Source organism: Polaribacter sejongensis, from assembly GCF_038024065.1.
GTDB lineage: Bacteria > Bacteroidota > Bacteroidia > Flavobacteriales > Flavobacteriaceae > Polaribacter > Polaribacter sejongensis.
Window position 1 is genome coordinate 3404969 of record NZ_CP150667.1, and the last position, 15644, is coordinate 3420612.

Here is a 15644-nt window from a genome sequence, read left to right on the forward strand (position 1 = left end):
AAATTATGCAACTTAAATGGTGTATTACTTTTATTTTGTCTCTATGCATATTTTTTTGTGCACCTATTGAGGCACAAAATAAAACGCAAATTTTTAATTTTGAAACGATAAAAGAGGGGATCTCTAAAGTTGGTATTTATACGATTATTCAAGATAATTACGGCTTTATCTGGATAGGAACCAATGGGGCTGGTTTGTATAAGTTTGATGGTCTTGATTATACTTCTTATAAATTTAAGCAAGAAGATGCAACATCTATAAGTAGTGACCTGGTGTTTTCTTCCTATTTAGATAAAAATAATAATCTTTGGATTGGTACAGAAGATGGTTTAAATCTTTATGATAGAGATTTAGATCAGTTTAAAAAAATATCTGTTGGTCTATTAGAGAATGCTAATATATCTGTTTTGAGTATTCTAGAATGTAGAGGTAACCTTTACATTGGTACAAGGTTAAATGGTTTATTTAAGCTTAATCTAAAAACCAATAAAATACAAAGAATAGCTTGTAAACCTGCTATAAATAGTATACAAAAGGATAAAAATGGTACAATATTTCTTGGTACAAGTTTAGGGTTAAGAAAACTAGATACGCTAAATTCTGTAATTTTAAAACCAAAAGAAATAGAGGGTGCTACTATTTTTAATTTTGATATACCTATTCAAACTTTGTTGGTAGATACTAATAATAATTTATGGGCAGGAAGCTACACAAAAGGTGTTTTTAAGTATCAACTTAAAGACAATAATATTGTTAGTTTTTCGCAATTTTCTATAACTGAAAAACGCATATTATCTTTAGTGGAATTAGCGGATAAAACCTTTTTATTTGGTTCCGAAAATGATGGTCTTTTTCACATGGATTCTAATGGAGTTTTCACAAAAAACTATCGCTATAATAAAAAAGACAAAAATAGTATTCGTTCAAATTCAATTTGGTCATTATTTGTTGATAATAATGAGAGAATATGGATGGGGTATTACAATAGTGGTGTTGTTGTAAGTGACCATTTATTTGATAAATTCGATAACATAGAAAGTGTAGAAAATAATCCGAATTCTTTACAAATCGGTTCAGTTACTGGTATCGTAAAAGATGCTAATGATAAATTATGGATAACTATGGATGGTGGAGGTATTGATGTTTTTGACATCAAAACCTCTAAAGTAGATCACATCAATACTTCTAATGATAAAACATATTCAGGACTTACAAGTAATCACATTCAAACTATTTTTATTGATAGTAAAAAGAATATTTGGGCAGGAAGTTGGGATAATGGGATTTACGTCTTAAAAGATGGATTTAAAAATATTACAAATATTAATATCGAAAACTCAAATGGAAAATTATTATCTAATGCCATTTTAAGTTTTGCAGAAGATAAAGACGGTATTATTTGGATAGGGACTTTTTACGCAGGTGTTTGTAGTTTTAATCCAAAGACACATGTTTTAACACACCATAATTCACAAGAATTTGCAAAATATGGTATAAATACAAGTGATGTTAGAAAAATATTGGTAGATAGTGATGGCGCTATTTGGTTAGGAACAACTATTGGCCTTTTTAAAATAAACAATAACCAAGGTGTATTAAGTGTAAAATCTTTTGTGAAGCCAATGGCTAATTCTAACAATAATCAAAGAAGTTCAACACATATATTATCCTTATATGAAAGTACAGATAATTATCTTTGGATTGGTACAAGAGGTGCTGGATTGTGTAGGTATGATAAAAAAACAGACGAATTTAAATGGTTTAATAAGTTTTCTGGTCTAAATGAAGAAAATATTGCAAGTATCATTGAAGATAAAGAAGGTGATATTTGGGTAAGTGGAAATTCTGGAATTACAAAACTAGATTTAAAAACAAATGAAGTTGTTAATTATACCATGAATGATGGTTTATTGTCTGATGATTTTAATTTTAATGCAGTATTAAAAGATGAAGAAGGAAAACTTTATTTTGGAAATTATAAAGGAGTAGATTTTTTTAACCCAAAAGACTTAAGTACAAATTCTAGCGTACCTTCTCTATATTTAACTGGGTTAAAAATATTTAACAAAGACGTGGTTCCTAATGAAGAAAACTCGCCACTCACAAAAACCATAACAGAAACACCAAGTATAGAGTTTAATCATAAACAGTCTGTATTTACCATCCAATATACAGGGATTAACTATACAAGACCAGAGAAAAATCAATATGCTTATTATTTAGAAGGTTTAGAAAAATCTTGGAATTATGTAGGCAATCAAAGAAGTGCTACCTATACCAATTTAGATTACGGAGACTACATTTTTAAGTTAAAAGCAGCAAATAATGATGGTCTTTGGAACGAAAAACCATTAGAATTAAAAATAACAATCTTACCACCTTGGTGGAAATCTAACTTGGCTTTGATTATCTATGTGCTACTTTTTGGGTTAGGAGTTTACCTTTTAAATAAAATAACACAAAATAGGTTAAAAGAAAAAGAACTCATTAAAAACGAGAGAACTCAAAGACTTCAACAAGAGGATTTAAATAAAAAGAAGTTACAGTTTTTTACAAATATTTCTCACGAATTTAGAACTCCTTTAACGTTGATCTTAAATCCTTTAAAGGATATGATGAGGGATGAAACTTTAAACTTACCAGAAAAAGTTAAATCTAAACACAGTACTATTTATAGAAATTCTGATAGATTATTTAGGCTTATAAATGAGCTAATGGATTTAAGAAAGTTAGAATTTGATAAATTAAAAGTAAGAGCATCAGAATTAAATTTGGTAGATTTTACCAAGAATATTGTACTGTTCTTTAAAGAAGAAGCTGCAAATAGAAATATATTTTTGACTTTAGATACAGAAATGTCGTTGATAAAAACATGGGCAGATCAAAATATGCTCGAAAAAATTATCTTCAATATTTTGTCAAATGCAATGAAAGTAACTCCAGATAATGGAGTGATTAATGTAAATTTAATAGACAATGATGAAGACTATATCTTACCACTAATTTCATCAACCAAAGCAGTAAAAGTAGTAGAAATTGTAATATCGGATACAGGAAAAGGGCTTGAGGAAGATCAGGTAGATAAAATATTTGAAAGATTTTATCAAGTAGAAAGTCTTAATAAAACTTACTATGGCGGTACAGGTATTGGACTGGAAGTAGTTAGTAGTTTTGTTAATTTACATAAAGGTAAGATTGAAGTAACAAGTAAAATAAATGAAGGAACTACGTTTAGAATAATTTTACCAAAAGGGAAAGAATATTTTTCTGCAGATGAAATTAAGAGTTTTAAATTAGAGGCAGATCTTCCTAAAAAAGAAATAAATTTTATTCCAGAAAATAAAATTTCAGAAATAGAAGAAAATGAAGAAATCGAAAAAATAGCCTCTAAAAAATATACTATTTTAGTTGTAGAGGATAATACAGAGTTAAGAAATTATTTAAAAACGGAATTAAGTAAAACATACAAGGTTTTATCGGCTATTAATGGTGTGGAAGGTTTAAAAATTGCTGAAAAATCTTTTCCAGATGTTATTTTAACAGATGTTATTATGCCAGAAATGGATGGTTTTGAGTTTTGTAGACGTATTAAAACAGATATTAAAACAAGTCATATTCCTTTATTAATGCTTACTGCAAAGGCAAGAATTGATGATCGTATTGAAGGAATAGAACATGGTTCTGATGCGTATATGACCAAACCATTTGATATGCGTTTGCTTACTTTAAGACTAAATCAATTAATTACCAGTAGAAAATTAATTTTTGATAAATACTTTAGTGAAGTTAGTGGCGCAAAAGAGAATACAAATGCTACCTCTATAGACAAAGAGTTTATTAATAAAGTTTTGGCATATATAGGAGAAAACATTAGTAATTCTAGTTTAAGTGTAGAGGAATTGGCTAATGAATTAAACCTAAGTAAAAGTCAATCATACAGAAAAATAAAATCTCTAACAGGACAAACTCCTAACGAACTGTTAAGAAGAATTAGATTAGAAAGAGCATATCAAATATTAGAAACGGGTTCTGCATTTATAAGCGAAGTTGGTTTTAAAGTAGGTTTCTCTTCTGCATCTTATTTTACAAAATGTTTCAAAGCACATTTTGGAAAACTTCCAACCGAGGTTGTTATCAAAGAAAAGTAATAACTCTTTCCCTTTTTATTTCTTGAATGTAAAATTAGCTACCAAAAGCTAATAGAGATAGTGTATTTGTACTATTTTACCTTAAAAAGAGCCAAAATTAACATCTAATGCATTCTTTTTTTTACTCAAAAGTGCATCAACTTTCTATATTTGGAGAGTAGTATGAGTTAATTATGCAGAAAAAATATCCAATAAGAAATATCATTATAGAAATCTTAATCGTAGGTGTTTTAATACTGTTACTAGTTTTAATCTTTAATTAATGACCTTGAATAAAAGTAAAATAAATATCAATAAACTAAAATCTAATGTTGCATTTAAAATCTGCTTCATTTCGTTATTTCTTGTTTTCTCATGCAGTAAAAAAGAGACTGAATTTAAATTTCAAAATCAATCTTTATCAACAGAAGAAAGAGTAGTAGATTTAATTAGTCTAATGACATTGAAAGAAAAAATATCTCAAATGAGATATGATGCACCTGCAATAGAGAGATTAGGTGTGCCAGAATATAATTGGTGGAACGAATGTTTGCATGGAGTTGCAAGAGCTGGTGAAGCAACTGTTTTTCCGCAAGCAATAGGAATGGGTGCAACCTGGAACCCAGATTTAATTTTTAATATGGGAACTGTTGTTTCTGATGAAGCTAGAGCAAAATATCATCAATTTATTAGTAAAGGACAAAGAAGAATGGGACAAGGTCTAACTTTCTGGACTCCGAACATTAATATTTTTAGAGATCCACGTTGGGGAAGAGGGCAAGAAACGTATGGAGAAGATCCTTATTTAACAAGTAGAATAGGAGTGAACTATATAAAAGGTTTACAAGGTGATAACGAAAAGTATTTAAAAGTTGTTGCTACTGCAAAACATTTTGCTGTTCATAGTGGTCCAGAAAAATCGAGACATCAAGATAATTATGTAACAACTAAAAAAGATTTGTACGAAACCTATTTACCTGCTTTTGAAGCTGCTGTTAAAGAGGCTAAAGTGCATTCTGTAATGTGTGCATATAATAGATATAATGGCAAACCTTGTTGTGGAAGTGATTTATTACTTCAAAAAATCTTAAGAGAAGAATGGGGTTTTAGTGGCTATGTAGTTTCTGATTGTTGGGCAATAAATGATTTTTGGGAAGAAGATAAACATGCAGTAGTAGAAACGCCTGAAGAAGCTGGTGCTTTAGCTGTAATGAGTGGTACAGATTTAAATTGTGGTAGTGTTTATGACCCTAATTTAAATGAAGCAGTTTTAAAAGAATTAATAGATGAAAAACAATTAGACGTTGCTTTAGTAAGATTATTTACAGCACGTTTTAAGTTAGGGATGTTTGATGATCAGAAGGATGTTGAATGGTCTAAAATACCATACAGTGTTGTGGCAAGTGAAAAACATTACAAATTGTCTGAACAAATAGCCAAAGAATCTATGGTGTTGTTAAAAAATGACAATAATATTTTGCCTTTAAGTAAGAGTCTTAAATCGATAGCAGTTATTGGTCCGAATGCAGATTCTAAACAAGCATTGTTAGGTAATTATCATGGAACACCAAATAACTTTATTACACCGTTAAAAGGATTGCAAGAGAAATTACCAAACACAACTATTAATTATGCTTTAGGTTCATACATTGCAAAAGAATGGCCAACCTTAAAAGCAATTCCTAAAGAGGTTTTAAAAAATGAAAAAGGTACAGGTCTTAAAGCTGAATACTACAACAACAGTAATTTAGAAGGAGAACCAGTATTTACAAAAAGTGATGCAACTGTAAACTTTATTTGGACACCTGTTAGACCTATAAAAAATTTAAAATCTGATGATTTTTCAGTAAGATGGTCAGGAGAAATCGTACCAGAAGAAGCTGGAGAATATAGAATTGGTTTAAAAGCAAGTAGCTATGCAAAGCTTTACATCAATGATTCTTTAAAGTTTGAATACAGTGCAGATTATGAACCAAAATTAGAATATTTTGATGCAAAATTAAAAGCGAAAGAAGCTTTTAAAATAAGAATAGAATATAGCAATACACTTTCAGACCCTCAAGCACATTTAGTTTGGGCAAAATTAAATGAAGACTTATTATCGCCAGCATTAGAAGCTGCAAAAAAATCTGAAGTGGTAATTCTTTGTTTAGGATTATCACCAGAAGTAGAGGGCGAAGAAATGCCTGTAGTTATAGAAGGTTTTGATAAAGGAGATAGATCTAAAATTACATTACCAAAAATACAATTAGAATTAGTTAAAAAGATTCAGAAGTTGGGTAAACCAACAGTGGTTGTTTTAATGAACGGAAGTGCTTTGGCTATTAATTGGACGGCAGAAAATATTCATGCAATTCTAGAAGCATGGTATCCTGGTGAATTTGGTGGTAATGCAATTGCAGATATTCTTTTTGGTGATTATAATCCGTCAGGAAAATTACCAGTCACTTTTTATAAGTCTGTAAAAGACCTTCCAGATTTTAAAAATTACGACATGGAAAACAGAACTTATAAATACTTTAAAGGTGAACCATTATTTCCTTTCGGTCATGGTTTAAGTTATGCTAAATTCGAGTATTCAAATTTAAAAATATCAGATAAGATTGCAAAGAATGAGGATATCGTTATTTCGGTTGATGTAAAAAATAATAGTAAATATTCAGGAAAAGAAGTTGTACAATGTTATGTTACGCACAAGAATGATACACTTAAAAATAATCCAATAAGAAGTTTGGTAGACTTTAAGAAAGTACTTATAACAGCCAACGAAACTAAAACAGTAACATTTAAAATTCCGTCTACAAAATATGCAAGAATATCTGAAGAAGGAAAAAAAGTAATAGAATCTGGTATCATAAATATAAGTATTGGTGGTAAACAACCAGATAAGTCGGTTACACCAGAAGATAACGTTTTAATTACAAAAGTTCAAATTCAATAAATAAGTAAAAACAAACAAATTCAATTAATTAAAATTACTCAAAATGATAAAAATGAAAATCGCTATCATAGCCTTAGTTATGATATGTTCTCAGAGTATGTTTTCACAATCCAAGACTGTTAGCGGTTCTGTGAAAGATGCTACAGGTGAATTATTACCTGGTGTTAGTGTAATAGTAAAGGGAACCCAAAAAGGAGTTCAAACAGACTTTGATGGTCTTTTTATGATTGACAATGTTCAGTCTACAGACGAGTTGGTATTTGCATATATTGGTATGACAGGTAAAACAGTTCTTGTAGGTGCAAATACAAGAATTGATGTTGTTCTAATAGAGTCCTTAGAAAGTCTTGACGAAATCGTTATTGTTGGTTATGGACAACAAAGTAGAACAACAGTAACAGGGGCAATAGCCACGGTAAAGTCTGAAGATATTTCGGCATTACCAGTAACAAATGCAGAATCTGCTTTACAAGGTAGAGCAGCGGGTCTTACAATTACTAATAGTGGTTCTCCAGGGTCTTCACCATCTGTTTTAATTAGAGGGTTAGGTTCAGTGGGTAATAATAGTCCACTATATGTAATTGATGGTGTTATTGTGGGGAATTTATCAGGGATTAGTCCTAATGATATTGAAACAGTTTCTGTATTAAAAGATGCTTCTACTACAGCGGTATATGGTGCACAAGGATCGAATGGTGTAGTGGTTGTTACTACAAAACAAGGTAAAAATGGAAAAGGTAGATTAAGTTTTAATACGTATACAGGTTTTCAAACAGTAACACAAAGATATGATGTATTAGAAACCATAGATTATTTAAAATACGCCGGTGAATTAGGTGTGTTTCCTAATAGACCATTATCTACTTACAAAACCAATACAGATTGGCAAGATGAAATCTTTAGAGTAGGTATGATTCAAGATTATAATTTAAGTTATTCTGGAGGTACAGAAAATTCAACACATCTTTTTTCTGGTGAATATTTAAAACAAGAAGGAACTTTAATTGATTCAGGTTTTGAAAGATATTCTTTTAGAGCAAATAGTAGTGCTAAATTTGGTAAGGTTAGAGTAGGAGAATCTATGTCTATTTCTTTCGGAAAGCAAAACCCTGAAAGAGATGAAGAAGGTAGATCTCTTATAGAACACGCCATTAAATCGGCACCTTATTTATCTGTATATAATGCAAGTAACTTAGGCGGTTTTCAAGGGCCTTCTTCATCAGCAGATGGACAAGATGCTGTAAACCCAGTAAGAGCTCAAACAATTGGTAATGCAATAAATAAAACATTAGGAATTATAGGTAATGTGTATGCAGAAGTAGAAATTATTGATGGATTAAAATTTAAATCTCAAGTAGGTTTAGATTATTACTCATATGATAATAGTAGTTTTAAACCCTCATATAGTGATGATAGTGTAGAAGGAAGTACAACACATGCACAAAACTACGCAGCAATTACACGTAACACAGGTAGTGGCCAAACAATCATATTTGATAATAGCTTAACGTATAATACAACAATTGCTGATAAACATAATATTGAAGCATTACTATTGGTTGAAAAATATGAAGGTCAAAACAAAAATCTAAATGCAAGTAGTAGAAATGCTGTTACAGATGAAGTAAATCAAGTTTCTAATGAAGATTCAAGTGTTAGCTCGGGTTCTTCAGAAGTAAATAAAATTGGATACTTAGGACGTATCAATTACAACTTTGATGGTAAATACATTGCATCGGCATCTTTGAGACGTGATGCTTCATCAAGATTTGGAGCAAACAAACGTTGGGCTAACTTTTACTCAGCATCTGCTGGTTGGAATATTGCAAAAGAATCTTTTATGGAAGATTCTCACTTCAGTAACTTAAAATTAAGAGCTAGTTACGGTACTGTAGGTAGTGATGCTATTGGAGACTATTTATATGCACCATCTTTAACTGGTGGTTTTGAATATCCTATTGGTGGTGCAGTTGCATTTGGTGTAACAGCTAACGGAGGTTCAAATCAAGATTTACAATGGGAAACCAAAGAAATTATAAACGTTGGTTTAGACGCAGGTTTATTTAATGAAAAATTTACAGCTTCTTTAGAGTACTACCAAAATACAAGTAATGACTTGTTAATTTACATACCTGCTGTATTATCAAGTGGTATTAATGCGGGTAGTTTACCTGTAAATGCTGGTTCTGTAGAAACTAAAGGTTTTGAATTAGTATTAGGATTTAATGATTATGATGGAGACTTTACTTGGTCTGCAAACTTAAACTTAGGAACTTCAAAAAACGAAGTATTAAGTTTAGGAGCTAGAGATGAGATTACAGGATCTCAGTATAAATTAGGTGGAGGAGATGTTACTCGTACAGTAGTAGGAGAATCATTATTTCATTTTTACGGTTTAGTATCTGACGGAATTTACCAAAATCAAGATGAGGTAGATGCTGTATTTACCGCAAACCCAAATCAAGTTATTGTAAAGCCAGGTGATATTCGTTTTAAAGATTTAAATGGTGATGGAACTATTAACTCTGAAGATAGAACAATTATAGGTAATCCATTTCCGGATATTACATACGGTTTAAATTTAGACGCTAAATATAAAAACTTCGATATGAGCTTATTTATTACAGGTGTTGCAGGAAACGAAATTTTTAATACAAATACGTACGATTTAGTAGGTGGAGCAAACAGATTATTTAATGTAAGCCAATCTTATTATAATAATAAATGGTCTGCAGCTAACCCAACAGGGACAGAGCCTAGAGTTTTAGGAGCACCTCAAAATAACGGAATTTCAGATCGTTTTGTGGAAGATGGATCATACACCAGGTTAAAAAATGTTTCTTTAGGGTATACATTGCCAAGTGAAATGTTTGAAAAATATTTTTCAAAATTACGTGTGTATGTTAGTGGTACCAACTTAGTAACTATAAGTGATTATTCTGGTTTAGATCCAGAAATTGGAGGTGATGAATATGGAATTGATAGAGGTAATTATCCACAACCTAAATCTGTTTTGTTAGGAATTCAAGTTTCATTTTAAAAATTAAACAATTATGAAAAAATATATATTAATAATTATAGCGTTTTTAGGAGTTTTTACAATAAACTCTTGTTCTGAAGATGATTTGGAGTTGTCAAACCCAAATCAATTATCGCCAGATACTTTTTTCTCTACTGAGTCTCAAGTAGAATCATCAGTAAATGCAGCTTATGCAAATTTACAACCATTCGGATTGTATGGTAGAGTAATGTTTTACATGATGGATAACATGGCTCACGAAAATTCTGGTAACGGACAACAAGAAGGAGATAAAGTAACCTTTGCAGATTTTTCTTTTGATTCAAGTCTTCCTTCTATTAAAGACTATTGGGATGGGTGTTATAGAGGAATTAACAAAGCAAATTTTGTAATTTCTAATGCAGAAAAAATTAATGAATTGCCAGAAGGTACATTAACCGCTGCTAAAAAAGCAAAATACATTGGTGAAGCACGTTTTTTAAGAGCACATTATTACTGGCTTTTAGTAAATCGTTATGGAGGAGTTCCTATTTATTTAGGTGATGGAACCGACAATACAGAAGGTCAACCAAGAAGCACAAAAGCAGCAGTGATTGAATTAATTATAGATGATTTAAAATATGCGGCTACTAATTTATATGATAAAGGTGCAGAAACTCCTGGTAGAGCTACAAAAGGAGCTGCTCAAGCTTTTTTAGGAAAAGTATATTTATACCAAAAGTCTTATGGTTTAGCTTTAGCAGAGTTTAATAAATTATCTGGTTACGCTCTTGAAACAAATTACTATGATAATTTTATGGAAGAAACTGAGCATGGTGTGGAATCAATTTTTGAAGTTGAATACGATATCGCTTTAGGAACTGAGCAATTCTGGTGGTCTCCAGTTGATGGCTTAGGTCCAATTCATGCAACTAAGAGAGGGCAAGATTATGGAGTTTTAGATTGGTTTAACGTGTATCCATCAGACGATTTAGTGGCTGAGTTTGAAGCAGGAGATAAAAGATTTACTGGTAGTTTTTACGTGGCAGGAGACACCTATAACAATGGAGATAATACGTTTGTTGAGTCAGACTTTGCTGAAAACGGAGGTAATATTAGACAAGCAGCTTGGAAAAAATATCAAAATTATTACAAACAACCTTCAGAAAATGGAGAATCTGGAATTAACGTAAAAGTACTTCGTTATTCAGATGTGTTATTAATGATGGCAGAATGTGAAAATGAAGTTGGTTCTCAAGCAACAGCAATTGGTTATATAAATAAAGTAAGAACAAGAGCAGGATTAGCTGATTTAGATGTAAGCTTATCTAAAGATGCTGTATTTAACGCTATTGTTCATGAACGTAAAGTAGAGCTTGCAGGAGAACAAGTAAGATTTGATGATATGCTTAGATGGGGTATTGCAGCTACTGAATTAGCAGGTACTAATTTTCAAGTAGGTAAAAATGAATTATGGCCAATACCAGATGCTGAAATTAGTTCAAATGCTAATATTAATTCAGAAGATCAAAACCCAGGTTTTTAATACTTGAGTTCATGTAAATTAAGTTTAGTTTTAATAATGGTGTGTGTAATAAGTCACACCGTTATTAAACTATTTAAAGTTAGTTGTTTATAAAGTAGATTGTAGAGTATTTGGTTATAAGGAAGAAAGCATTTATAGCAACTTGCAATTTTATTTTACAGGATTAAAATAATTATAATAAAAATACAATTATGAAAAAATATAAAATATTAGGTTTATTATGTTTGTTCATGGCCTTTTGTTCATGTACAAATAACGATGATGAGGTTGCTGTATTAATGCAACCAACATTTACAGTAACAGAATCTGCTGAAAATCCAGGTGTTTATTCTTTTGAAAATACAACGCCAAATAAAGGTGAGTTTTATAGCTATTGGGAGTTTGAAGTTGCAGGAAATAAAGTAGCTGATAAAGCAGGTGCTGTAGAATACAAATACAAAGAGTCTGGAAGCAAATTTGTAACACTTACCATGGTTAGTGTAGGAGATGCTTTACAAACGTCTCAAACTATTGATGTAATTGTAGCAGTAGCGGAGGTAATCGTAACAAATCCAGAAAATTTACTATTAAACGGATATTTAGTTGAAGGTGATGGCGATGACTTTACAAACTGGAGCGCATATAATGGAGGCGATAATATTTTTGCTACAACAGATGCACTTATTGGAGGTAGAGCAGCTACAATATCAAATTCTGCAGATGCAGATCCTTGGAGTGTTCAATTTGTAAGTGATGCTATTGAAACAGTAGTAGGAGAACAATATACTGTTTCGTTTTGGGGTAAAGGAAATGGAGAAGTAGTTCGTTTTTCAACAAAACCAGATGCATCTGCTCAATATGGGCCAGATTATACATTAACATCAGAATGGCAACAATATACTTGGACAATTACTGCAAATGAAGCAGGCACAAATATCTCTTTAGATATGGGTAAATCTGCAGGTACATTTGTAATAGATGTTATTGAAGTTGTAAAAGGAGACACAGCACCAGCACTCCCTTCTGATACTAGTTTAATTTTAAATGGTGGTTTTGAAGATGGTTCTGGTAATGATTTTACAAATTGGGGAAAATACAATGGAGGCGATTTTATTGTTGAAGAAACAAGTGATGTTTTATCAGGTGCTAGAGCCGTTAAAGTATCAAACTCTGCAGCTGGAGACCCTTGGAGTGTACAATTTGTAAGTGATGCCATAGAAACAGAAATAGATGCAGAATATGAAGTTACTTTATGGGCAAAAGGAGATCCTGCTGTAATTCGTTATTCAACAAAACCAGATGCAACGGCAAAATATGGACCTGACTATACAATTACTGCAGATTGGGCAAAATATACGTGGACTTTTGTAGCGAATGAAGCAAATACAAATATATCTTTAGATATGGGAGCATCAGCAGGTACATTCATTATTGATGATTTAAAAGTAGAAAAAAAATAATAGTAAAACCTTAATTAACGAAATATAGATTTTATGAAAATAAATAAATTAATAATATTATTAATCTCAACGCTATTCTTATTCTCTTGTTCAGAAGAGGATGAGAGTATCATGGGGTCTGAAGGTGAAACAGCAATTACAGTTAAAGCTTCATTTAGTTATACAGTTTCAACAGCAGATCCTTATGTAGCAGTTTTACAAAGTACTACAGAAAGTTCCGTGGAATATCAAAGTTTTTGGGACTATGGTTTAGGAGGTGGAATTGTAAGTGATAACGCAGGTATTGCTGAGGTGAGATATAATGATGCAGGAGAATATGTTGTGAAATACTATGTTATTTACGATGGACTTACAACAATAGCAACTCAAACAATTAGGGTTGATGAAAATGGAGTTTGTCCAGATGGATTATGTGGCTCAACAAGTAATATAAGTTTAAAAGATGCTGCAACTACTTTTTCAGTAGGTACAATCACTAGAGCATCTTGGGTAAAAGCAGGAGGAAAACATACAGAAATCTTAAAAAAGGAGTTTAATAATATAACTTCAGAATATGAGATGAAAATGAATGTGATGTATCCATCGCAAGGAAACTACGATTTTAGTGCAGCAGATGCTATGGTAGATTTTGCGCAAGCAAATGGTATGAATGTTCACGGACATGCATTAATTTGGCACAATGCAACACCTTCTTGGGTTGAAAATTTTGCAGGAACCAATGCTGAATTTGAAGCAATGGTGAAAGATTATATTACAACCACTTTAACAAGATTCAAAGGTAAAGTTCGTTCTTGGGATGTGGTAAATGAAGCTTTTGAAGATGGATCAGGTCATCCACTTAGAAATTCTGTTTTTAGACAAAAAATGGGTGATGACTATATTAAAAAATGTTTTCAATTTGCAAGAGACGCAGATCCAGATGTATTGCTTTTTTATAACGATTATAACATGGCTTCTAGTACAACAAAAAGAGCAGCAATGTTTAAAATGGTCGATGAGCTAGGTGATTTAATTGATGGTGTTGGAGCTCAAATGCATATTTCTTATGAAGGTCCTTCAAAATCTAATATTGAAGCAGTGGCAGATGGTACTGTATCTAGAGGTTTAAAATTACACTTTGCTGAGTTAGATATTAGAGCAAATCCAAACAAGGATATAACTACTTTAACAGATGATAGAGCTCAAGAACAAAGAGCAAAATATAAAGAAGTAGTTCAAATATACAATTCAATTCCTTTAGCAAATAAATTCGCCCTAACAATTTGGGGAGTAAGAGATAATGAATCTTGGCTGATAGATTTTTGGGGAAATGCAGATTGGCCTTTATTGTTTGATTCAAATTATAATAAAAAAGCAGCTTATTTCGGCTTTTTAGAAGGATTACAATAAATAAGTTATTTGTTAAGTGTAATTTGAATTTAGAATCAGTTAAACTTTTCTGCGAAGTTTAACTGATTTTTTTTTTAGAATAATAACCAGTTAATTTTTTATATATCATACGATGAAAACAAAAAATCTTATAAAACTAGCTTATATATTGGTGATTTTTACAAGTGTTATTGCGTGTAATAATTCAAAAGAAAAGAAGGAAGTAATAGGTTTAAAAAATGCGGCAACTTTTCCAATTGGTACGGCAATAAATATCAATAGGTTATTAAATGATGCGAAGCTTCAAAAATTACAAATTGAAAATTTCAACAGTATTACTGCCACTAGTGATATGAAAATGCAGTCCATTTTGCCAGTTGAAAATCAGTATAACTGGAAAACTTCCGATACTATTTTACAGTACGCTACAAAACACAATCAAAGGTTATTTGGACATAATTTAATTTGGCATAGTTCTACACCAAAATGGGTAGAGGAGAAAGGTGAAAAAGATAGTATTTGGTTGGGTAATTTTATGCAAGAGTATATAAAAACCTACGTAGGAAGATATAAAGGAAAAGTAGCAGCTTGGGATGTAGTTAATGAAGCTTTTGAATCTAGTGGAGCAAATTATAGAGAATCATTTTGGTATAAAAAACTAGGCAAAAGTTATATAGAAAAAGCATTTCAATATGCTCATGAAGCAGACCCAGAAGCTATTTTATTTTATAATGATTTTAATATTGAAAGAGATACAGTAAAGTTAAACGCTGTATTAAAAATGGTTAACGAATTTAAAGCTAAAGGAGTTCCAATTTCTGGTATTGGTTTTCAAATGCACATAAGAATGGATATTCCTGACGAAATTATAGCGTATGCATTAAAAAAAGCTGCGGAAACAGGTTTGCAAATTCATCTATCTGAAGTTGATATTATTTTTAATACTCATAATGATGAACGGTTAGGTGGTATTCAGAATTATAGCGTTTTAACCGATGAAATGAAACAAGCGCAAGCCGAGAAGTATAAAAATTTGATTAAAATGTATAAAGAGATAGTACCTAGAGAGCAACAATTTGGAATTACGTTTTGGGATTTTACAGATAGAGATTCTTGGATTAAAGGCTTCTTTAATTTGAAAGATTGGCCGTGTATATATGATGATAATTTACAACCAAAGCCGGCCTATTTTGGTGTGTTAGATGGTTTAAAAGAGTAAAAATAT

At 31.2% G+C, this 15644-nt stretch carries 7 protein-coding genes; all 7 read left to right on the forward strand.

The window, feature by feature from the left end; translation table 11 throughout:
• Nucleotides 1-5: 5 nt before the first annotated feature.
• The 7 genes from WHD08_RS14155 (at nt 6) to WHD08_RS14185 (ending at nt 15638) form a co-directional block, all read left to right on the forward strand.
• Complete coding sequence (locus tag WHD08_RS14155; RefSeq protein ID WP_208890386.1) at nt 6-4148, forward strand: hybrid sensor histidine kinase/response regulator transcription factor; 4143 nt, start codon at nt 6-8, stop codon at nt 4146-4148.
• Between the two features lie 268 nt (nt 4149-4416).
• Nucleotides 4417-7068 carry a glycoside hydrolase family 3 protein gene (locus tag WHD08_RS14160; protein WP_340832835.1) on the forward strand — a complete coding sequence of 884 codons (2652 nt, stop codon included), beginning with the start codon at nt 4417-4419 and terminating at the stop codon, nt 7066-7068.
• Between the two features lie 43 nt (nt 7069-7111).
• A complete protein-coding gene (locus tag WHD08_RS14165; protein ID WP_208890384.1) occupies nt 7112-10108 on the forward strand; it encodes a SusC/RagA family TonB-linked outer membrane protein in 2997 nt (998 codons plus the stop codon).
• A 13-nt stretch (nt 10109-10121) separates the two neighbouring features.
• Entirely contained in the window at nt 10122-11612 is a 1491-nt protein-coding gene (locus WHD08_RS14170) for a RagB/SusD family nutrient uptake outer membrane protein (RefSeq protein WP_208890383.1), read from the forward strand.
• 191 nt (nt 11613-11803) lie between these two features.
• On the forward strand, nt 11804-13051 hold the full coding sequence (locus WHD08_RS14175) for a carbohydrate binding domain-containing protein (protein ID WP_208890382.1): 1248 nt from the start codon (nt 11804-11806) through the stop codon (nt 13049-13051).
• Between the two features lie 33 nt (nt 13052-13084).
• Entirely contained in the window at nt 13085-14440 is a 1356-nt protein-coding gene (locus tag WHD08_RS14180; protein ID WP_208890381.1) for an endo-1,4-beta-xylanase, read from the forward strand.
• A gap of 112 nt (nt 14441-14552) precedes the next feature.
• Nucleotides 14553-15638: an endo-1,4-beta-xylanase gene (locus WHD08_RS14185; protein ID WP_208890380.1), complete on the forward strand. Its 1086-nt coding sequence runs from the start codon at nt 14553-14555 to the stop codon at nt 15636-15638.
• Nucleotides 15639-15644 lie beyond the last annotated feature (6 nt).